We start from the raw sequence: 17,677 nt of genomic DNA on the forward strand, positions 1-17,677 counted from the left end.
TATGGCTAGATCAAGAAACATCAAACCAGGCTTCTTCACTAACGATGAACTAGCCGAATGCTCACCTCTCGCCCGGCTTTTGTTTGCCGGGTTATGGACTATAGCCGACAAAGAAGGTCGATTGGATGACCGGCCAAAGAAGGTGAAAGCTCTCGTTCTTCCTTTCGATAATGTCGATTGCGATGAGCTTCTTCAGCAGCTTCATGATCGCAAATTCATTCAACGCTATCAGGTTCAGGATGGCGCATACATCCAGATCACCAACTGGAAAAAACACCAGAACCCTCACTGCAAGGAAGCTCCTAGTGAGATACCTGAATACTGCGAGGCAGATGAAAAACAGGAAGAAGAACAAGTCAAGGAAGATGAAAGCACCATGCAAGTACAGTGCAATAACAGTGCAAATGAATCACAAGTCACTGATAAATATCAAGCACAGTTAGAGCACAGTGCAAGCACGGTGCAAGAACCAGTGGAGAACAATTTAAATCCTGCTGATTCCTTTAACCTGATTCCTGATTCCCTCATTCTGATTCCTGATTCCGTAGTTAACACCCAAGCCGCTGACGCGACTTGTTCCGAAGATGGCAATGTTCACCAGATGGCTAGTCGTTACGCCTTCGAGGGAAATGTTATTCGACTGAACCAGAAGGACTTCGATTCCTGGAAGGCGCTTTTCAAAAATATTGACCTGGCAGCAGAGTTGACTCGCCTGGATCTGGAATTCACGCATGAGAAGCCGAAAAACTGGTTTAGTACTGCCAGTGCCAAGCTGAACTACCAGAACAAACATTCTCCAGGCCGACCAATTCAGAGAGCGGCTGTCAACCAATCACACTGGAACGACAAAGACGAGTGGGAGGAAAACTTCCTATGAAAAACCTTGTCCAGGCGATAAACAATCGCGACAGCAACGCTCTGGCTCGCCTTGCTGAAAATCACCAGGAGCCAGAACGCGGCGTGAATTTCGAAGCCGAGAAGCTAGTCGACATACTGTTCGATAACCTGAAGCAACTTTTCCCGGCATCTGTCAGCACCGTCCTGAAAGACCCGCGCGACGAGGCCGCTGCTAAGCGTCAGTGGATTGCCGCGTTTGCAGAGAACAAAATCCAAAACAAAGCACAGCTTAAAGCCGGCATGCAACGTGCCCGCGCCAGTGAGTCCCCTTTCTGGCCTTCTCCAGGGCAATTCATAGCCTGGTGCAAAGACGCGGAATTCAGGGGTAGCGGACTACCAGATACGACAGAGCTTTTCGAAATGGTAATGCAGTACTGCGCGAAAAAATGTCAGTACGCCACACCTGAAGAGTACCCATGGAAAAGCAACGCCTGCTACTGGATGGTAACGAAGCTTTACGACCTTATGCGCTCATTCAACCTTACCGAGCCTGAACTCCGGAAGCGGTGTTCTGAAGAGCTTCGAAAGATGTCTGTTCGTATCGAGTCAGGTGAGCAAATCCCCGCGCCTGTAGTTCAGATCCCCAAACTTCACATCCCCCTTAGCAACGAGAAAGGCCTGGCAAAAATCGCCGAGTTAAGGGCTAAGCACAAGTTCCGGAGGCACTGATATGGATATGGAACGAATCCGTTTCGAAGAGCTTTTCTCAAGTATCTTCAGGTCTAAATATGACCTGTCCAGAACAGCTATCGGCTACCTGAACCCGTTTGTTAATAGCTGTTTTTTCTTTTGGCAGGAAGGTCGAGGTGTCGAGTGAAGAGGAAATTCAATAGCGGCTCAATAGTTTCATGCGTTGACCTGAATCCAGGCTGTCTTTCGTCTTTGGTCGTAAAGAGCACAGGGATTGAGCGGGGTTCGGTTATTTCAGCACTCAACAGACTGACGAAAGAGGGAAGGCTTCGCAGGGAAAGCGCTGCCAGGGGATTTATTTATTTTGTTGGCGATTCTGCGAGTGAGCGGGTGAGGAAAAGCAAACGCGGCAACCAATCACCCAAATTGACAGGCGCTTTCGGGTGCGCAAATCCATTAACCCAAATGTTCAACAGGTGCCTAATGGAGGCCAGATCATGCCAGTGATTAAGAGACAGCGAGAGGTCTATTTCGCCCCGACACGAGGGCGTTGTTACCTGACATTAAGGGGCGCAATTAATGCTGAAGCGCGGGCAATAATCTTTTCAAGATACCCATCAACCGGCTCGGTATTCAGTGACGGCATGCTTATCGAGGACCCATGGAGCATTACCACTGATGATCCGGAACGCTATCAGAAAATGTATCGCCGGCTGAAAAGGCTTATCGCCAAATCCGTAATCAGCAATTCTCCTACCGAACATCACAAGGATTTCGCATGACCATATCTATGGCAATGATGGAGCTGGCTCTGAACCCACGATTCAAGGCAGTAATGGATGTCTGCCTCGATGAAGAGGAGTTGATAGTTCAGTTCGAAAGACTTTCTGGCATCAAGCGTCCACCAACGCGCAGCTTCCCCATTGAAGATATGGTGGATATCGCCACAGGCTTCCGGGATGCGCAGTGGAAGGCATTTTTCGAAGCATTCATCCCTTTCGTTTACGACTGCGTCTGGCTCCGCTGGGCAGATCGCGACAATGAAGATTTCTGGCAAACGCCAGCCGAACATCACAAGGATTAACCATGAGCACTATTAGCACAGAACAGGCCAAAGACCTGCGTAACGCATTTGAATGCTGGCAGCATGACTATGACCCGGTAGAAGACAAAGAGCAGTACGAGATGTTTGGCCTTGGCGTTGTGGCGATGGATGAGCTTCTGGCGCTGCGCAAAGAGCGGGAGAAGGAAGAATCAGCCGTTTGCCCAAAATGCGGCAACACTGGATTAGCCGATAGCGGCGGGGTGCAGCCATGGGGAGAGCCAATTCTCATTGAATGTGATTGCACAGCACCGCCCGCGCCTGGTGCTGATGACGACTCTCTGCCGTATGACCCACAGATTGCTGAGTATGAGCAAATGATGGAAGCCGAGCAGGCACAAGCCGACACCACCTCGCAGCAGTTCGAATCGCTGGCAGGTAAGGTTGTTGGTGGCAGCGATGGTTTCGAGTGTACGCCAGTCGCTGACCTGTACGAGCTTCTTACCAAGTGTGGCGAGTGTTACGACTATACAACCTCGGCAAAAGTCGCTGCCGCCTGGATTAAAGATGGTTATTCGGCGCGGGAATACGTGAAGCTTGACCGTCTGCAGGAAGCCATGACGCATGGTTCATCCGGGGAGCCTGATGGCTGGATTCCATGCAGCGAGCGGATGCCTGATACATACGTAAATGTTTTACTGACAGACGAGCATGGCGACACTTGCATTGGTCAATTAGAAAGTTTCGAGGACGCGCATTTCTATATCAGTAGCTCTATTCACAGATATAAGGCGACTCACTGGCAACCGCTCCCCGAGCCGCCATGCAAATAACCCTCGACGACATAGACACCATCGCCAGATACATCGGCACTCCTCGCTTCATCGACATCGAAACACTCACCAAACGATATCTCTTTACCAGCCAGCTGATAATGCTTCAGGCAATCAGTAAGGCGAGGTATTGAGCGGAGACTCATCATGATAACCAAGTTGCAAATTATGACCTGGTTCGAAATGAACCGGAAAGGCACAGTCAAGCAGCTCGTTGAGGAGCTCGGCGGAAAGGGCGACCGTGTGGCCGCCATAGTCTGTGGTCTTGTGCGAGAGGGCGCATTGGTACGCTCTGCAAGCACCGGCATGGGAACACGCTGCCGCCTTTATGAACTTAGTGAAGGTAAAACGAGTCGCCAGCGTATCCGCGAATACGTCACTGAACATGGTCCGGTATCGTCCCGCCAGGTTTCAGAGGGCACCGGCATAGATATGGGCGCAGTACAGCGCATTCTCCGTGACGAACACGATTCAGGACGTATTGAGCGCTACAACTCGGAGAAGTGCAGCGAGCACCAGGGTTCATTCCTGTATGTCGCAGCGCATGAGTTATGCAAGTTCGGATGCTCAAACCCCATGACGGCGTTTATCAATCAGCAGCTGCGCGCGGTGCGGCAGGAGATGAGGGTATGAGCATCATAATGCTGGTCTTCATCGGCCTGTGCTTCATGTTCGCGGCCATCGTTAAACAGGACGGCCTGATGTTCACTGACGCGCTGATTCTGCTGCGCAGTGCATTCGTACTGATTAAGCTGGAGAAGAGGAATGAGAAAACAAACTTTTGAAATTCGCACACCGCTAGTCCAGCAAAACGCAATCCGCACCATCCAGCAGCTTTACCCCGACCCGGAAAGACCTCTCATCGTAACCATTCAGGAAAAGACGCGCTCAATAGAGCAGAACAAGCGTCTTTGGGCGACCCTGCGCGATGTGTCTGAGCAGGTCGTCTGGCATGGCATGAAGCTGGATAGCGAAGACTGGAAGCACATCTTCACGGCGGCGCTTAAAGGCCAACGCTCAGCGCCGGGGATTAAAGGCGGTTTTGTCGTGCTCGGCCAGTCGACCTCAAAGATGCGCGTAAGCGAATTCAGCGAGCTTCTGGAGCTGATTCACGCGTTCGGTGCAGAGAGAGACGTCCGGTGGAGTGAGGACGCTCAGGAAGCGATTGAGTGGGCTAAACGAACAGGAAGGAAGGTGACGGCATGACAGACAAATCAAACACGCCAGTTGAGATAAAAGACCTCTGGCAAACCCCGCCGGAAATCTACCGGGCGTTACGGAGCGAGTTCCCGTTTTTCCTTGATGCAGCAGCCAGCCAAAGTAATGCGCTTTGCACCAGGTTCATTGATGAAATGGAAAACACGCTCGAAGCGAATTGGCTCTCGAAAATGCCTATCGGAGTTGGGCGGGCTTACGCGTGGCTGAACCCTCCATACAGTGCACCGATGCCTTTCGTTAAGAAGGCCGCACAGGAGAATGCAGATCACAGTGTTGGCTGCGTGATGCTTCTGCCTGCTGATACCTCTGTCCAGTGGTTCAAAGAGGCTATCAAGACAGCGCATGAGGTCAGGTTCATTACTGGCGGGCGGCTCTCATTTCTGAACGCAAGCACGGGCAAGCCGGTAAACGGCAACAACAAAGGCTCGATGCTCATCATCTGGCACCCGTGGCCGCGAGCTGGCGAATGCCGGATGACGACTGTTGAGCGCGACGAGCTTATGGCGTATGGCCGGAAACGCATGGAGGCGCTGAAATGCGAAAACGGAAAAGCAGCCTAGTCGCTGTAATGGAAAACTGCATATTCATCGTACGGCCCCGCCGAAAGAAGAAACCTGAATTGCCTCCCTCACAAATCCCAACGTATGCGTATACGGCCCACCTTGCTGATGTCCGGTGGCTTCGTCAACGCGCCAGGAGGAAGCATGAACAATGAATACGAGTACGCAGAGCGCTTCGCCGACCTCATGGAAGACATGCAGGGCGATGGCGTGGATGCCATGAACATCCTGATGAATTACCTGATGGGCTTCGTCGAGCAGATGAGCGAGGGCGAAGAAGACAAAGGGCTCATCTGGCAACTGGAAGACAAAGAGCTGGTTATCACCATTGAGCCGGCAGAGACAAACACAGCGAGGCTGCATTGATGGACTATTCACAGTTAAGTGATGATGAAATCAATAACATGGTAGGGCGCGTAGTTTCACAGAGATTTCGCACCGACTACTGCAACGACCCCGGCGCCGCATGGCCGATTATCCAACGAAATGGCATTTCACTCGCCAAATATGAGCACGGGATGTGGCTTGCGTCCTCAGATGCGTACTGGGTTGACGGTGTTGAATGGCAGATTGACGGAGAAACACACCCAAACCCACTCCGCGCCGCCATGATTGTCTTCCTCATGATGCAGGAAAGCCAACATGCTTAACCCCATCCAAACCCAAACCTACGAGCAGCAGAGCATAGCCAGAGCTCTATGCGCAGGATGCAGCAAGCAGCTGGATGCCGATGAGGTATATGCCTGCGGCGAGTGCATCAACGAATGGCTTGTGTATAGAGACCCGAATCATTTTGTGTCGGAGGGTAATGATGACGTGGCTTTATGACATTTTACTAAAACTTTCCATGTTTGCGGCAGAAAGGCTCTACAAGGAAAAGGTTGAACAAGTTGATGTTTGGATGAAGAGCGGGCGACAGGTGTGCTTGATGACAAGGGATAGCGCCGACCAGCTAAAGCGGGTTACCGAAAACCTCCGCGAAGCCTGGACGCCACAGCAAGTTGACGAGCTGAAGGCTGCGATTAAAAAAATCAGAGAGGAGGAAGCTAATGGCTAAATCACCTCGCAGGCGCTGTAAAAACGAAGAGTGCAGAGAGTGGTTCCACCCGGCATTCGCTAACCAGTGGTGGTGTGGGCCCGAGTGTGGCGCAAAGATAGCGCTTGAGCGACGAAACAGGGAGCGAGACAAAGCACTCAAAGCAGCAGAGAAGAAACGACGAAGAGAAGAACAGCAGCAGAAAGACAGACTCAAGATTCGAAAGCTCGCCTTAAAGCCCCGCAGTTACTGGATTAAACAAGCCCAACAAGCCGTAAACGCCTTCATCAGAGAAAGAGACCGCGACCTGCCATGTATCTCGTGCGGAACTTTCACGTCTGCTCAGTGGGATGCCGGTCACTACCGGACAACTGCTGCGGCACCTCAGCTTCGCTTTGATGAACGCAATATCCATAAGCAATGCGTCGTGTGCAATCAGCACAAGAGCGGCAATCTCGTGCCGTACCGGGCAGAGCTTATCCGGCGTATCGGGCTGTCAGCAGTCGAGGCTGTCGAATCTAACCACTATCGCCACCGCTGGACTATCGAAGAGTGCAAAGCGATTAAGGCGGAGTATCAGCAGAAGCTTAAAGACCTGCGCAATTCGCGCGAGGAGGCCGCATGAGCGAAATAAGCAGAGAGGTTTGCGAGGAATATCTCGATGCCCTGGTGACTGTGGAGTTGGCCGCAAAGCTGGCGCAGAAAGACGGGCGCAAGGTTAACGGTGCTATCCGCGCGACGGTGAACGCCTTACTGCCGCGGCTGAGCGACCGGAAAGTGCACGGCATATTCACCGGACTGGCGCGCCAGCCATTCCCGGACGGTGCACTCAAGATGCTGCGCCGACAACTCGATTCAATGGTGGGAGAGCCAGCATGACGACGGTAACAAACATCGCATTAGCTCAGCAGCGCCAGAAGGATAAGGAGATGCTTGAGGCTGTTGAGTGGCAGCTTAACAACGTTCACGAGACCGAGCGGCGCTTAAAGGAAATGCGTAAGGAGCTGGAAAACCGGCTCGGCATCAACAAACCAGAGGGAGGCGATGCAGCATGAACCTGGAAAACGCACTGAAATACCACTTCGCTAAATCGACCATGATAAGCGATTCCCCGCGAGCTACGGCTTCAGACGCATTGACCGGCACTGATATCATGGCAGCTCAGGGAATGGTGCAGAATCGCGCGCAGATGGGCTTTGCGGCGTTTATGGGGAAAATGGGCGTCAGCAGCAATGACCGTGAGAAAGCTATTGAAATGCTGACCCTGTATGCAATTGAGCGCTGCGATAAGGTTGCCGCCTTGCGCAAGCTCGAAAGTGATATTAAGCCAAAGGTAATGCAAGCGCTCGCAACTTACGCCTTTGAGGACTATTCACGCAACGCCGGGAGCACCCGGCAGTGTGAATGCTGCAATGGCGCAGGCTTCATTCATGCGGAAGTCGTGACCATGAAGCACATTGGTCGACCGAATCTCGCGGCCAGAAGGGAGCAGGTGAAAGTGCTGTGCCAGAAGTGCAAAGGAAAGGGTGTGGTTTCTACGGCATGCTCTGACTGCAAGGGGCGAGGGAAGGCGATAAATCAGGAGGAAACAGAAAAGCAGGGCGTTCCAGTGATATCTGACTGCAAGCGCTGCGGCGGCGTCGGCTATCCTCGTTTGCCCTCTACCGAGGCCTTTGCTGCGGTATGCCAAATCACGGATTCCATATCACTCGACACGTGGAAGAAGTCAGTTAAGCCATTCTACGATGCTCTTATCATCAAGTTTGAGGTGGAAGAATCGTGGGCTGACGCACAGTTACGAGAAGTCACCAGGTAAAAACCGAAAATAGCGCATTAATTTGTCGTGCGCTATTTACTTTTCCCGAACCTGCGGATATGATTTCTAACAGTGGAAGTTGCGCACGTTGTTAAGCGCTAAAAACATTAAGCCCTGAGTTAATAGCTCGGGGCTTTTTTATTGGCTCAACCAAAGCAACAGGTGTTCATATGAAAAGCTGCAACGCTACTCAGGGTTTCGATAACCCGACTAAATTTCGTGAAGAGTGGGATCGTCAAACCAAAGAAGCATGAGACGAAACCGGCAAGGGCATTGATGGAACAGGCAGCGTAACCGCGTGGCGGAACAGGCAGCGTAACTGATAGTGCTTTCATTCGTGGGTAACAACTGGCATATCGCCTTAGTAAATCCCATATAGGTGCTGGGTTGATCGCCAGCCGTCAGCTCCACGAAACGGAGCACATAACAGGTAAGGGAACTGAACTTTTTAAGCCAGGTAAGCGCTGGCGTCGGTGCGATTCCGGGCAGTTTCCTTTCCGTTGTGGTGAATGCGCAGGCTGATGCGCGGAAAGAAATGCCCCATTGGTACACGAGGCGAGTTCACCAGACGGGTAAAGCCGCTTGCCGCCGGGACCGATAAGCCGGAGTTCAGCACCGGCCACCACAAACAAATCACTCCAAATATTCAAGGCTCGCTTCGGCGGGCCTTTTTCGTATTAGGCCACAGGAAATCAATCACAGATGAACCCTCACATCCGATGCCTCGCTGGCCTTTCCTAACTACATCACAGCACTTCCATTATCGGAGGTGTGAGAAATGCTACGCATGAATACCAACAACGGATTCTGGTCGTATTTCTGGTCAGGTCTGACGGGATTCTTCGCCATGTTGACTCTTCAGGATGTTCTGTTTGCCCTGGGATTTGTCATAACGGCGACATTCACCTGGCTGACATATCGTTCAAACGACCGAAAGAACAAAGCGGCGATTGAGGAAGACCGCAAGCGAACCGAAATCCTCAAAGCTGCATATGCCCGTGGTGATGTAACGAACATTTCCGATGGTGCCAAAATCGTCAAAGACATCGACCAGGAACTATCGCCATAGGTGAGACCATGCAGATACCAGCGAAACTACGTACTGCACTGGTTGCAGCTGCGGCGGGAGGGGCGTCATTTATCGCTGGCGTCCTGATACAGTACCAGGAAGGCGTTAAGTACAAGCCTTACCTCGACCCTGTCGGCATTCCTACTGTGTGTGCAGGAATTACCGGCCCTGATGTGAAGATGGGCAAGGTCTACACAAAGCAGGAATGCGATGACCTCCTTAACAAGCACATGCAACCGGTTATCAAAGCCGTGGATGCCTCAGTTAAGGTTCCCATTTCTGCATACCAGCGTGCCGCGCTCTACTCATTCACCTACAACGTAGGGGTAAGCGCCTTCCGCTCATCGACGTTGCTTAAAAAGCTCAACAATGGCGACAGAAAAGGAGCCTGCGACGAGCTGCGAAAATGGACATGGGCGGGCGGCAAGCAGTGGAAAGGATTGCAAACTCGAAGGGAGATAGAGCGCTCCATGTGCCTGGCGGAAAGCGAAAATGACCTTTAACTGGAAGATCATCCTCTTCGCCATAATGAGCCTGCTGCTGGCAATCGCTATTGTCATCGCCAGTCATTACCGGTCAGCGCTCAAAGAATCGCAGGCATCTTTAACCAAAGTTAATCGTGAATTAAATCTGGCTAAAGACACCATCAGCGACATGCAGACTCGCCAGCGCGATGTGGCCGCGCTCGACGCAAAATACACACAGGAGCTTGCAAATGCTCAGAGCACTATCAATCAGCTTGAGCGCGATGTTGCCGCTGGTAATAAGCGGCTGCGCCTTGCAGCAACGTGCGGAAAGAACGGAGCGACCGGCTCCCCCGGCGTGGATGATGCTTCCACCGCCGAACTCACTCCAGACGCTCGACAAAATTATTTCCATCTCCGAGAGCAATTAGTCACGGCTGAAAAGCAAATACTTGGTCTTCAGGAATATATTCGCACGGTGGTCTTTGATGAAAAGAGCCAAAGTAACACAAGAAATTGAAGCGTATATTAGGGAACACTTGGAAGTAGACGCCCGTGTATCATCAGGCCTGAAATGGAAGAAAGCACCAAAATTTAACGGTCATATGCTCGGGAAAGAGGCGGGAGTTAAAAACCCTGATGGTTACTACCGAGTTGGCGTAAAAAGACAGAAGCTCTCCACGCATCGGGTAGTTTGGTTTCTGTTAAACGGAGACTGGCCTTTTTGTATTGACCATATAGATGGCAATCAAGCAAATAACTCTCCTGAAAACTTGAGGCCTGTGACTCTTTCAGAAAACCAACATAATCGAATTTGCATGGGCGTTAAATATGACGCCCGGCGTGACATGTATAGCGCAAGAATCACTGTTTCAGGTAAGCGAATCGAGCTTGGGTCATTTAAGAGTCAGAGTGAAGCCTCTCAGGCATACAAGGCCGCAAAAAGAAAACTTCACCCATCTGCTCCTGCTCGCTGTTACCAGTGAAAAGACTCCGCTCAACGGGATTATTTCACCCTCAGAGAGCGAATCGAAACAGTGACCAAACAGGTTAGCTATCTGCAGGACTACATCCGGCAACAATGCCTCAAATAAATTGTGTAACCCCGTAAGGATGGTGATCGCAATCTGGCTGACGGGTAAGCCGTAAGTGGGTTAGCCATTCTGTGAGGAATCGCGAAGCCTGCGACCATGACAACCCCCAAGAAGATTCACCATCAGCAACAAAGCAATATCGGCCTCGCTAATGCGGGGCTTTTTTTATGCGCTTCGCACGCGCAAACACCAATCCCTAAGCCTACAGAAAAGCAAGCCTGAGATTATCCGTAAATGGTGCGTCTTAGGGGACGGCTTAATCTGTGCGACAGGCTTGTTTCTCTATAGGAGCACCAACCTATGCAATATCCAGCAAATGACCATCCGTTAGTAATGACCAGCATTGAAATCGCTGAGCTGGTAGAAAAACGGCACGATAACGTTAAGCGCACGATAGAAAGCCTTATTGAACGGGGCACGATTGCTTCTCCTCAAATTGAGGAAAAGCCCACGGCAGGCCGCCCAGTGAGTTTTTATGTGTTTGAAGGTGAGCAGGGTAAGCGCGACAGTATTATTGTCGTTGCTCAGCTTTCTCCTGAATTTACCGCTCGCCTGGTTGATCGCTGGCAGGAACTTGAAGCCCAACTTAGCCAGCCCGTGAGAATACCGCAGAGCCTGCCGGAAGCGCTACGCCTCGCAGCAGACCTCGCAGAGCAGAATGCCCAACTGGAAAGCAAGCTCGCTATTGCCGCACCTAAAGTCGAATTCGTTGATCACTATGTCGAGGCAACCGGAGCTATGGGATTCCGTGAGGCAGCGAAACTGCTGAAGGTGAAAGAAACGGACTTCCGACTGTTCCTGATAGAGCAGGGAATCATGTATCGCCTGGCGGGGAAATTGACACCCTATGCTCAGCATCTCGATGCCGGCCGCTTCACCATGAAAACCGGAGAGAACCAGAATAACGGCCATGCATTCACCCAGGCCAAGTTCACTCCGCGTGGCATTCAATGGGTAGCCGCATTGCTGGCAGGTCACAATCTTAATGACCAGGCAGCCTAAGAAGAGGTGAGAGCCTCTTTCACAACGGCTTTCATCACAAGGCGCATTTGCGAGTGCGCCTGATGATGGATTAAGCAGAGATCAACCCCTTTTCATATGCCGAACTCAATATTCTGGTGAAAACCTCACTCTGAAGATTGCTGTCGGCAGTATTGAAAACCACATCTGATGTTGGCGATTCAAACGTAAGGGCGCCATCAAAACGCAGGTAGCACTTAAGGATAGAAATCTCCTCTTTGTTAACCAGCGTGAAAAATTCAACTACCGATATTAAATTTTTATCATCAATAATGAATTTATTCCTACTTGCAAAGGAAAATTGAAGTTTAGGCATAGTCGCGCAAAAGCGGCCCTGTTCAATTTTGCCGGTTATTGCGATATGGAAGAAATCACGTACTTCCAAGTAGCTGAAAAGGCTCTCATGAAATGCGGTTGTGACATTATCAAGATGATGGCCGTAATTTTTCAGCGGTGTAGAGATGTCTGCAAGAGTTACGATATTCATATTTATCCTTAAGGACTAAAATGGCACTCACCGACAAGCAAGAAATGTTCTGTCGCGAGTACCTCATCGATTTGAACGCTACGCAAGCGGCTATTCGGGCGGGGTACAGCGAAAAGACCGCCAATGAACAAGGCTCGCAAAACTTAGCGAAACTTAACATCCAGTCCAGAATCTCCGAACTTAAAGCAGAGCGCAATGATCGGGTCGAGGTTGATGCTGATTATGTGCTGAAACGCTTGTTTGATATCGACCAGATGGACGTCGCTGACATCATCCTGGCTAACGGGGAAATTAAGCCGATTAAGGACTGGCCGAAGGTATGGCGCACAACACTTTCTGGAATTGACGTCATAGAGATGGCCGCCGCCGATAGTTCCGCCTTGCTGAAGAAAATTAAGTGGCCTGACAAGGTTAAGAATCTTGAGCTTCTCGGCAAACACATTAGTGTTATGGCATTCAAAGAGCAGGCTGCTCACGAACATACGGGCAAGAACGGCGGCCCGATTGAAGTGGCCGCGCTAACGAAAGATGAATACAAAGCTGCCCGGCGGGAGATGTTGGAGGATGACGACTGCTGAGCAAAAGAACTATGCGCGCCGGATAGAGTGCGAAGAGGACGGGCTTTACTTTGCCCGCTACTTCTTCAAGCAACGTACCGGCGGCAAGATGATAGTGGCGCCGCATCACAAGGTGATACAGCAAACGCTGGACAGAGTGATAGACGGCGAGATTAACCGGCTGATCATCAACGTTCCGCCTGGCTACACGAAAACAGAACTGGCAACCATCAACATGATGGGTCGTGGCCTGGCACTGAATAAACGCGCCAGATTCATGCACCTGTCCTACTCGCACAACCTCGCACTTCTGAACTCATCCACTGCCCGCAGCATGATTAAGTCGCAAGCCTACCAAGCGATGTGGCCGATGGAGCTGCGCGACGATGCTGACAGTAAGGCGATGTGGTGGACGGAGTATGGCGGCGGTGTTTATGCCTCATCGTCAGCAGGACAGGTAACCGGCTTCCGTGCCGGGCATATGGAACCTGGCTGGCAGGGCGCTCTGATTATCGATGATCCGGTTAAACCTGATGACGCCTATTCCGAAACGGTTCGTGACGGCGTAAACAGCCGCTTCAACGAGACGATTAAATCACGCCTGGCTATCGAAACCACGCCGATGATAGTCATCATGCAGCGCATCCACTATCACGACCTGAGCGGCTATCTGCTGCGAGGTGGTAGTGGTGAGATGTGGCACCACCTGAATCTGCCGGTAATCATCGACAACAGCCGGTCTTATCAGGAGCAGTACCCTGAAAATAGTCACGCCATACCAATTGAGCACGGCCTGCCTGATGGTTGGCTCTGGCCGTTCAAACACAACGAGAGCCATCGCACAGCGCTTTTCTCTCATCGCCGAACAGCCGAAGCGCAGTACATGCAGAACCCTCGCAGGTTCAACGCAGAGGGCGCGCTGTGGACAGAGCAGATGATTGCAGCAGCACGCGCCCTGAACATCACCGAACAGCTATCCAGAACGGTTATCGCTATCGACCCGCAAGCAACAAACAGCGAAGAGAGCGATGAAACGGGGATTGTAGCAGCCAGCTCATACGGTGCAGGAGATAAGCGACAGTATTCAGCCGACGGCGACTACAGCGGCAAATATTCCCCTAACGGTTGGGCAACGCGTGCAATGGACGCTTACAAGCAGCATGACGCCGACGCGATTGTGATTGAAACCAACCAGGGCGGTGACATGGCAGAGGACACACTCCGCAATGCCGGGTTCAAAGACCGCATTATCCGCGTCCATGCGAGCAAGGGTAAGTTCGCGCGAGCCGAGCCAATATCCGCTCTGTATGCACAGGGTCGCGTAGCCCATCGCGGCAATCTCTATCAACTGGAAAACCAGCAGATGGAGTACGTGCCAACCACCTCAAAAAAATCACCTGACCGCCTCGATGCGCTGGTATGGGCGATGACCGAATTAAGCGGTTCGGAGCCTATAGGGATGATGATTCCTAAGCGCCTGCAAGGGCGGTAAACTGAAAATGAGGCGTAACTCAATTCCCGCTTGCGGGTTAGATGGGTAGAGTAATGCATCAACCGGATTATCCGGCAGGGCAGGCATGGTGCTAATGCTGAACCTGAGTGCTGGTTCGAGTCCAGCCGCCTCACATATTCAACAGGTCGCTACGGCGGCCTTTTTTATTATCTCAACCATACAGACGAGGACCATATGAGCGGCGTTTATTTCGAATCGAAAAAAATCGGCGATATCTCCTGCACGCAGGTTAAATCTGGCTGCGTTGAGGTGATTGTGAAACAAGTCGGAGATCGCAAAGTCATTAAATCTCAGGGGCGCGGAAATGTCAGGCAGGTGAAAGATATCGCCAGATCATTTCACAAAGCCATTCAATGACGGATAAACCATGACTGACAAATTAACACTGGCCGTCAACCATGCGTTGAACGATGCCAGGCTTGCGCGCGCCCGCATGATGATGGCTAACCCGTCTATGGGTCTGGATGCAAAACGTAGCACGGCGTGGTGCGAATATGGCTTCAAGGAAGATTTAGACTTCCATGACCTCTATAAGCTTTATCGCCGTGGAGGCATCGCTAACGGTGCGGTAAATAAGCTGGTATCCAACTGCTGGAAAACGAACCCTGAAGTTATTGAGGGTGATCCGGATGATGAATCACGCCAGGAATCGACGTGGGAGAAGTCGAGCAAAGAACAGGTGTTCACCCATCGGTTCTGGCGCTCATTCGCCAAAGCCGATACGCGCCGACTGGTTGGTCGCTGGGCTGGCATCCTTCTGCACGTCAAAGACAATAAGCGCTGGGATGAGCCGGTAGTCAAAGGCCGTTCGCTACAGAAGATTACGCCAGCTTGGGCTAGTGCACTGAAGGTCGCCAGTCGTGATTACAACGGCAATGTCACGAAATGGCATTACACAGAAGTGCAGCCTGACGGGGGTAGAGTTCAACGTGACATCCACCCTGACCGAATCCTGATTATCGGTGATATGTCCGATGACGAGATCGGATTTCTGGAGCCTGGCTACAACGCAGCTGTAAGCCTCGAAAAGGTAGAAGGAGGCAGCGGTGAATCTTTTCTGAAGAACGCCGCGCGCCAACTGAACGTCAATTTCGATAAAGAGATTAACTTCAGCAACCTCGCGTCACTTTATGGCGTTAGCGTCACAGATCTGCAGGAGAAGTTCAATGAGGCTGCCGTTGAAGTTAACAGCGGCAATGATGTGCTTCTGACCACTCAAGGCGCGTCTGTTACGCCTCTGGTAACTTCGGTTGCCGACCCTTCACCTACTTACGATGTAAACCTGAAGACCTTTGCGGCATCGGTTGATATTCCCTCTCGCATTCTCGTTGGCAACCAGTCAGGCGAGCGCGCCAGCACGGAAGACCAGATTTACTTCAACGCTCGCTGTCAGTCGCGACGTGGTGACCTGTCATTCGATATCGAGGATATGGTGGACAAGCTGATAGATCTGCAAATCCTGAAGCCGGTAGCCAAGTTCAGCATTGTCTGGGATGACCTTAACGAACAGTCATCTTCAGACAAGCTGGATAGCGCCAGCAAGATGAGCGACATCAACCAGAAGACGCTGGCAACCGGCGAGCAGGTATTTACCGCTAACGAAATCCGCGTTGCTGCAGGATACGAGCCGCTTGGCGAACCGCTGACCGAGGATGACGATGAAGAAAGCGAACAAGCCAGCGAAACCAGCGATATTACCAGCCAATAAGCAGGACCCGACTGGTGTAGACAGGCTGGAGCGCGGCGCAATGCGCGAGTTCAGCAGACGGCTACGGAAAATCGGAAAGGGGTACATAGAGTTACTTAACCGCATACCTTCAGAGCCAGCAGTAAACCAGCGCTACACCTTCCGCCTTGACCAGACACTTCTTTCCATGCTGCTTCAAAACGGTGAATCGCTCGTCGATGACATTTTGTTGCAGGGCGGGGAGTTGAATTTGTGGTTCTGGCAGGACTACGTTTCTACGGCTTATCAGCGAGGAACGGCGCAGGAGTTTAGCAACCTTTCGCAGCAATCCCCGGCATACGCCGCCGACAGGGAAAGCATTGAGAAGATCCTGTTAAGTGACGCCTATCAGTCCCGTCTGATACTGGTCAGGGCGCGCGAGTTTGAAGAGATGAAAGGCCTTAGCAATCAGATAAAGGCTGACCTTTCCCGCGTACTGACGGACGGTATTGGGCGCGGGCTTAACCCTCGCGAAGTTGCCAGAAATATAACCGCTCAAACAGATATCGAGCGCAGCAGAGCCAACCGCATTGCACGCACGGAAATCACTACCGCACTCCGGCGTGCGCGATGGGACGAACATGACCAGGCAAAAGATGATTTAGGCCTTAACGTCATGTTGCTTCATATGTCCGCCTTAAGCCCCACAACGCGACGTACACACGCTCTCAGGCACGGACACCTCTATACCTCGGATGAGGTCAGGGAGTGGTACAGCATCAATGGCAACGCGATTAACTGCTACCTGCCTGACACAGAAGTGCAAGGCAGGTTTGTGGCTGGCTCAAAAACTTACTACAAGGGGATGGTCGTCAAGCTTGTGACTCGTAGTGGTCGCAACCTTACCGTTACCCCTAATCACCCCGTAATGACCGACAGAGGATTGATTGCTGCTAACGAAGTCACGGAAAGAGACAATCTTTTCGCATACAGCAGCAATGTCGAAAATTCTGTTGGGATAGGTGACCTGAACGACCAGCATAGAGTATCCGCAGTTCAGGATGTCTTTAGCTCTCTGGTGGAGTCTGGTCATTCGATCCTTAGATGGGTGAGTGCTGTAGATTTCCACGGCGACGGTAGTTCCTGCAATGGAGAGGTCCACATTGTAAGGTCCGACCGGCAACTGACCATTGCATGCGACACCCATACGAGCAAGATGCTCGATTATTTCGCTCTCAAACATACCAACTCTGTCAGCGCGTTGATTCAGGGATCGCCTTTCTCTGACCTCATCGCTATCGATTTGGCCCCTCCTGACGCCGAGGGCTGCAGCGGTAACAAGTCGCCTTTCTTCAGGCGTGGCAAGCGAGAATCGGTTTATTGCAGCAGTACTTTTTCCTCTGCGAACAATTCCAGCAGCTTCGAGCCGTCGCTTAACAGCGCTGCGGGAAGCACCAATCTTTCTGGAGATAGCCTGCTCAGAGAGGCCGGACTTATAGAGATTGACGATGTTGTCAGTGTCGAGAGGTATTTCTTTGAAGGTCATGTTTACGATCTCGAAGAAGTGTCAGGCCTTATGATAGCCAATGGAATAATCGCAAGCAACTGTAAATGCACTCAGGTCACCGTTCTGGTTGATGAGAAGGGCGTTCCGCTCAACTCCAGCGTTATCGATATTGCCAAAAAAGAGTTTGCTCAGACATGGGGCAAGCGCATGGCCACAAATAAATCACATCACTGCTGCAAACACGCGGCATAGACAAGAGTAATCACCC

The 17,677-nt window shown here is 51.5% G+C and carries 29 protein-coding genes, 1 tRNA gene and 1 pseudogene; 30 read left to right on the forward strand and 1 reads right to left on the reverse strand.

What is annotated here, in order from left to right:
- The first annotated feature begins 1 nt into the window (after position 1).
- From CSK29544_RS11320 to CSK29544_RS11415, 24 genes and pseudogenes are all read left to right on the forward strand, one after another.
- Positions 2–877, forward strand: coding sequence for a hypothetical protein (locus CSK29544_RS11320; protein ID WP_029039737.1), 876 nt, complete (start codon positions 2–4; stop codon positions 875–877).
- Positions 874–1,566: a replication protein P gene (locus CSK29544_RS11325; RefSeq protein WP_029039736.1), complete on the forward strand. Its 693-nt coding sequence runs from the start codon at positions 874–876 to the stop codon at positions 1,564–1,566. The genes CSK29544_RS11320 and CSK29544_RS11325 overlap by 4 nt, the downstream gene beginning before the upstream one ends.
- Positions 1,567–1,970: 404 nt before the next feature.
- A complete protein-coding gene (locus CSK29544_RS11330; protein WP_076723684.1) occupies positions 1,971–2,309 on the forward strand; it encodes a hypothetical protein in 339 nt (112 codons plus the stop codon).
- Positions 2,306–2,611, forward strand: a complete 306-nt coding sequence (locus tag CSK29544_RS11335) for a hypothetical protein (RefSeq protein ID WP_029039734.1) — start codon at positions 2,306–2,308, stop codon at positions 2,609–2,611. Before CSK29544_RS11330 ends, CSK29544_RS11335 begins: the two co-directional genes overlap by 4 nt.
- A 2-nt stretch (positions 2,612–2,613) precedes the next feature.
- Positions 2,614–3,402, forward strand: a complete 789-nt coding sequence (locus tag CSK29544_RS11340) for a DUF551 domain-containing protein (RefSeq protein ID WP_052735625.1) — start codon at positions 2,614–2,616, stop codon at positions 3,400–3,402.
- Between the two features lie 147 nt (positions 3,403–3,549).
- Positions 3,550–4,035, forward strand: coding sequence for a hypothetical protein (locus CSK29544_RS11345; RefSeq protein WP_029039634.1), 486 nt, complete (start codon positions 3,550–3,552; stop codon positions 4,033–4,035).
- Positions 4,032–4,187 carry a hypothetical protein gene (locus CSK29544_RS24580; protein ID WP_169737564.1) on the forward strand — a complete coding sequence of 52 codons (156 nt, stop codon included), beginning with the start codon at positions 4,032–4,034 and terminating at the stop codon, positions 4,185–4,187. Before CSK29544_RS11345 ends, CSK29544_RS24580 begins: the two co-directional genes overlap by 4 nt.
- A complete protein-coding gene (locus CSK29544_RS11350; RefSeq protein WP_029039635.1) occupies positions 4,168–4,608 on the forward strand; it encodes a recombination protein NinB in 441 nt (146 codons plus the stop codon). Before CSK29544_RS24580 ends, CSK29544_RS11350 begins: the two co-directional genes overlap by 20 nt.
- A complete protein-coding gene (locus CSK29544_RS11355) occupies positions 4,605–5,180 on the forward strand; it encodes a phage N-6-adenine-methyltransferase (protein WP_029039636.1) in 576 nt (191 codons plus the stop codon). Before CSK29544_RS11350 ends, CSK29544_RS11355 begins: the two co-directional genes overlap by 4 nt.
- On the forward strand, positions 5,156–5,335 hold the full coding sequence (locus CSK29544_RS22825; RefSeq protein ID WP_071844232.1) for a NinE family protein: 180 nt from the start codon (positions 5,156–5,158) through the stop codon (positions 5,333–5,335). The genes CSK29544_RS11355 and CSK29544_RS22825 overlap by 25 nt, the downstream gene beginning before the upstream one ends.
- Positions 5,325–5,546: a hypothetical protein gene (locus CSK29544_RS11360; protein ID WP_029039637.1), complete on the forward strand. Its 222-nt coding sequence runs from the start codon at positions 5,325–5,327 to the stop codon at positions 5,544–5,546. The genes CSK29544_RS22825 and CSK29544_RS11360 overlap by 11 nt, the downstream gene beginning before the upstream one ends.
- Positions 5,546–5,830 (forward strand): phage protein NinX family protein, encoded by a 285-nt coding sequence (locus CSK29544_RS11365; protein ID WP_029039638.1) that lies wholly within the window; start codon positions 5,546–5,548, stop codon positions 5,828–5,830. The genes CSK29544_RS11360 and CSK29544_RS11365 overlap by 1 nt, the downstream gene beginning before the upstream one ends.
- A complete protein-coding gene (locus CSK29544_RS11370; protein WP_029039639.1) occupies positions 5,823–6,008 on the forward strand; it encodes a protein NinF in 186 nt (61 codons plus the stop codon). Before CSK29544_RS11365 ends, CSK29544_RS11370 begins: the two co-directional genes overlap by 8 nt.
- A complete protein-coding gene (locus tag CSK29544_RS11375; RefSeq protein ID WP_151451316.1) occupies positions 5,989–6,237 on the forward strand; it encodes a hypothetical protein in 249 nt (82 codons plus the stop codon). Before CSK29544_RS11370 ends, CSK29544_RS11375 begins: the two co-directional genes overlap by 20 nt.
- Positions 6,230–6,841, forward strand: a complete 612-nt coding sequence (locus tag CSK29544_RS11380; RefSeq protein WP_012125646.1) for a recombination protein NinG — start codon at positions 6,230–6,232, stop codon at positions 6,839–6,841. Before CSK29544_RS11375 ends, CSK29544_RS11380 begins: the two co-directional genes overlap by 8 nt.
- On the forward strand, positions 6,838–7,095 hold the full coding sequence (locus CSK29544_RS11385) for a DUF7740 domain-containing protein (RefSeq protein WP_029039641.1): 258 nt from the start codon (positions 6,838–6,840) through the stop codon (positions 7,093–7,095). The genes CSK29544_RS11380 and CSK29544_RS11385 overlap by 4 nt, the downstream gene beginning before the upstream one ends.
- Positions 7,092–7,271 (forward strand): hypothetical protein, encoded by a 180-nt coding sequence (locus tag CSK29544_RS11390; protein ID WP_029039642.1) that lies wholly within the window; start codon positions 7,092–7,094, stop codon positions 7,269–7,271. Before CSK29544_RS11385 ends, CSK29544_RS11390 begins: the two co-directional genes overlap by 4 nt.
- Positions 7,268–8,032: an antitermination protein gene (locus CSK29544_RS11395; protein WP_029039643.1), complete on the forward strand. Its 765-nt coding sequence runs from the start codon at positions 7,268–7,270 to the stop codon at positions 8,030–8,032. The genes CSK29544_RS11390 and CSK29544_RS11395 overlap by 4 nt, the downstream gene beginning before the upstream one ends.
- Positions 8,033–8,819: 787 nt before the next feature.
- Entirely contained in the window at positions 8,820–9,101 is a 282-nt protein-coding gene (locus tag CSK29544_RS11400) for an SHOCT domain-containing protein (protein ID WP_241720356.1), read from the forward strand.
- 8 nt (positions 9,102–9,109) lie between these two features.
- Positions 9,110–9,604, forward strand: a complete 495-nt coding sequence (locus CSK29544_RS11405; protein ID WP_029039645.1) for a lysozyme — start codon at positions 9,110–9,112, stop codon at positions 9,602–9,604.
- Positions 9,594–10,085: a lysis protein gene (locus tag CSK29544_RS11410; protein ID WP_042391774.1), complete on the forward strand. Its 492-nt coding sequence runs from the start codon at positions 9,594–9,596 to the stop codon at positions 10,083–10,085. The genes CSK29544_RS11405 and CSK29544_RS11410 overlap by 11 nt, the downstream gene beginning before the upstream one ends.
- A complete protein-coding gene (locus CSK29544_RS22830; protein WP_076723568.1) occupies positions 10,054–10,551 on the forward strand; it encodes an HNH endonuclease signature motif containing protein in 498 nt (165 codons plus the stop codon). Before CSK29544_RS11410 ends, CSK29544_RS22830 begins: the two co-directional genes overlap by 32 nt.
- Before the next feature lie 3 nt (positions 10,552–10,554).
- Positions 10,555–10,659, forward strand: a pseudogene (locus CSK29544_RS22835) (lysis system i-spanin subunit Rz); the annotation flags it as partial.
- Between the two features lie 300 nt (positions 10,660–10,959).
- Complete coding sequence (locus CSK29544_RS11415) at positions 10,960–11,661, forward strand: phage antirepressor KilAC domain-containing protein (protein ID WP_029039646.1); 702 nt, start codon at positions 10,960–10,962, stop codon at positions 11,659–11,661.
- A gap of 70 nt (positions 11,662–11,731) precedes the next feature.
- Here the strand turns inward: CSK29544_RS11415 and CSK29544_RS11420 are convergent, their stop codons facing one another.
- A complete protein-coding gene (locus CSK29544_RS11420; protein ID WP_029039647.1) occupies positions 11,732–12,166 on the reverse strand; it encodes a hypothetical protein in 435 nt (144 codons plus the stop codon).
- Between the two features lie 20 nt (positions 12,167–12,186).
- Here CSK29544_RS11420 and CSK29544_RS11425 point away from each other — a divergent pair, with 20 nt between their 5' ends.
- The 6 genes from CSK29544_RS11425 (at position 12,187) to CSK29544_RS25160 (ending at position 17,661) form a co-directional block, all read left to right on the forward strand.
- Entirely contained in the window at positions 12,187–12,744 is a 558-nt protein-coding gene (locus CSK29544_RS11425) for a terminase small subunit (RefSeq protein WP_029039648.1), read from the forward strand.
- Entirely contained in the window at positions 12,731–14,215 is a 1,485-nt protein-coding gene (locus tag CSK29544_RS11430) for a phage terminase large subunit family protein (protein WP_029039649.1), read from the forward strand. The genes CSK29544_RS11425 and CSK29544_RS11430 overlap by 14 nt, the downstream gene beginning before the upstream one ends.
- Before the next feature lie 8 nt (positions 14,216–14,223).
- A tRNA-OTHER gene (locus CSK29544_RS24240) sits at positions 14,224–14,349 on the forward strand.
- A gap of 61 nt (positions 14,350–14,410) precedes the next feature.
- Positions 14,411–14,593, forward strand: coding sequence for a hypothetical protein (locus CSK29544_RS11435; protein WP_029039650.1), 183 nt, complete (start codon positions 14,411–14,413; stop codon positions 14,591–14,593).
- Positions 14,594–14,603: 10 nt separating this feature from the next.
- The gene (locus tag CSK29544_RS11440; protein WP_029039651.1) at positions 14,604–15,944 is read left to right on the forward strand and encodes an anti-CBASS protein Acb1 family protein; all 1,341 of its coding nucleotides are present in this window, start codon (positions 14,604–14,606) and stop codon (positions 15,942–15,944) included.
- A complete protein-coding gene (locus tag CSK29544_RS25160; protein ID WP_372584596.1) occupies positions 15,889–17,661 on the forward strand; it encodes a phage minor head protein in 1,773 nt (590 codons plus the stop codon). The genes CSK29544_RS11440 and CSK29544_RS25160 overlap by 56 nt, the downstream gene beginning before the upstream one ends.
- Positions 17,662–17,677 lie beyond the last annotated feature (16 nt).

Origin of the sequence: Cronobacter sakazakii (assembly GCF_000982825.1) — a bacterium.
GTDB classification, from domain to species: Bacteria; Pseudomonadota; Gammaproteobacteria; order Enterobacterales; family Enterobacteriaceae; genus Cronobacter; species Cronobacter sakazakii.

Excerpts from the sequence above, each read along its gene's own strand:
- CSK29544_RS24580 (WP_169737564.1), top strand. The coding sequence starts at position 4,032 with ATGAGCATCATAATGCTGGTCTTCATCGGCCTGTGCTTCATGTTCGCG.
- CSK29544_RS11425 (WP_029039648.1), top strand. The coding sequence starts at position 12,187 with ATGGCACTCACCGACAAGCAAGAAATGTTCTGTCGCGAGTACCTCATC.
- CSK29544_RS11405 (WP_029039645.1), top strand. The coding sequence starts at position 9,110 with ATGCAGATACCAGCGAAACTACGTACTGCACTGGTTGCAGCTGCGGCG.
- CSK29544_RS11345 (WP_029039634.1), top strand. The coding sequence starts at position 3,550 with ATGATAACCAAGTTGCAAATTATGACCTGGTTCGAAATGAACCGGAAA.
- CSK29544_RS11430 (WP_029039649.1), top strand. The coding sequence starts at position 12,731 with ATGACGACTGCTGAGCAAAAGAACTATGCGCGCCGGATAGAGTGCGAA.
- CSK29544_RS11385 (WP_029039641.1), top strand. The coding sequence starts at position 6,838 with ATGAGCGAAATAAGCAGAGAGGTTTGCGAGGAATATCTCGATGCCCTG.
- CSK29544_RS22830 (WP_076723568.1), top strand. The coding sequence starts at position 10,054 with ATGAAAAGAGCCAAAGTAACACAAGAAATTGAAGCGTATATTAGGGAA.
- CSK29544_RS11410 (WP_042391774.1), top strand. The coding sequence starts at position 9,594 with ATGACCTTTAACTGGAAGATCATCCTCTTCGCCATAATGAGCCTGCTG.
- CSK29544_RS11420 (WP_029039647.1), bottom strand. The coding sequence starts at position 12,166 with ATGAATATCGTAACTCTTGCAGACATCTCTACACCGCTGAAAAATTAC.
- CSK29544_RS11355 (WP_029039636.1), top strand. The coding sequence starts at position 4,605 with ATGACAGACAAATCAAACACGCCAGTTGAGATAAAAGACCTCTGGCAA.
- CSK29544_RS11380 (WP_012125646.1), top strand. The coding sequence starts at position 6,230 with ATGGCTAAATCACCTCGCAGGCGCTGTAAAAACGAAGAGTGCAGAGAG.
- CSK29544_RS11415 (WP_029039646.1), top strand. The coding sequence starts at position 10,960 with ATGCAATATCCAGCAAATGACCATCCGTTAGTAATGACCAGCATTGAA.
- CSK29544_RS11320 (WP_029039737.1), top strand. The coding sequence starts at position 2 with ATGGCTAGATCAAGAAACATCAAACCAGGCTTCTTCACTAACGATGAA.
- CSK29544_RS22825 (WP_071844232.1), top strand. The coding sequence starts at position 5,156 with ATGCGAAAACGGAAAAGCAGCCTAGTCGCTGTAATGGAAAACTGCATA.
- CSK29544_RS11335 (WP_029039734.1), top strand. The coding sequence starts at position 2,306 with ATGACCATATCTATGGCAATGATGGAGCTGGCTCTGAACCCACGATTC.
- CSK29544_RS11375 (WP_151451316.1), top strand. The coding sequence starts at position 5,989 with ATGATGACGTGGCTTTATGACATTTTACTAAAACTTTCCATGTTTGCG.
- CSK29544_RS11435 (WP_029039650.1), top strand. The coding sequence starts at position 14,411 with ATGAGCGGCGTTTATTTCGAATCGAAAAAAATCGGCGATATCTCCTGC.
- CSK29544_RS11360 (WP_029039637.1), top strand. The coding sequence starts at position 5,325 with ATGAACAATGAATACGAGTACGCAGAGCGCTTCGCCGACCTCATGGAA.
- CSK29544_RS11400 (WP_241720356.1), top strand. The coding sequence starts at position 8,820 with ATGAATACCAACAACGGATTCTGGTCGTATTTCTGGTCAGGTCTGACG.
- CSK29544_RS11395 (WP_029039643.1), top strand. The coding sequence starts at position 7,268 with ATGAACCTGGAAAACGCACTGAAATACCACTTCGCTAAATCGACCATG.
- CSK29544_RS11365 (WP_029039638.1), top strand. The coding sequence starts at position 5,546 with ATGGACTATTCACAGTTAAGTGATGATGAAATCAATAACATGGTAGGG.
- CSK29544_RS25160 (WP_372584596.1), top strand. The coding sequence starts at position 15,889 with ATGACGATGAAGAAAGCGAACAAGCCAGCGAAACCAGCGATATTACCA.
- CSK29544_RS11340 (WP_052735625.1), top strand. The coding sequence starts at position 2,614 with ATGAGCACTATTAGCACAGAACAGGCCAAAGACCTGCGTAACGCATTT.
- CSK29544_RS11325 (WP_029039736.1), top strand. The coding sequence starts at position 874 with ATGAAAAACCTTGTCCAGGCGATAAACAATCGCGACAGCAACGCTCTG.
- CSK29544_RS11370 (WP_029039639.1), top strand. The coding sequence starts at position 5,823 with ATGCTTAACCCCATCCAAACCCAAACCTACGAGCAGCAGAGCATAGCC.
- CSK29544_RS11350 (WP_029039635.1), top strand. The coding sequence starts at position 4,168 with ATGAGAAAACAAACTTTTGAAATTCGCACACCGCTAGTCCAGCAAAAC.
- CSK29544_RS11390 (WP_029039642.1), top strand. The coding sequence starts at position 7,092 with ATGACGACGGTAACAAACATCGCATTAGCTCAGCAGCGCCAGAAGGAT.
- CSK29544_RS11440 (WP_029039651.1), top strand. The coding sequence starts at position 14,604 with ATGACTGACAAATTAACACTGGCCGTCAACCATGCGTTGAACGATGCC.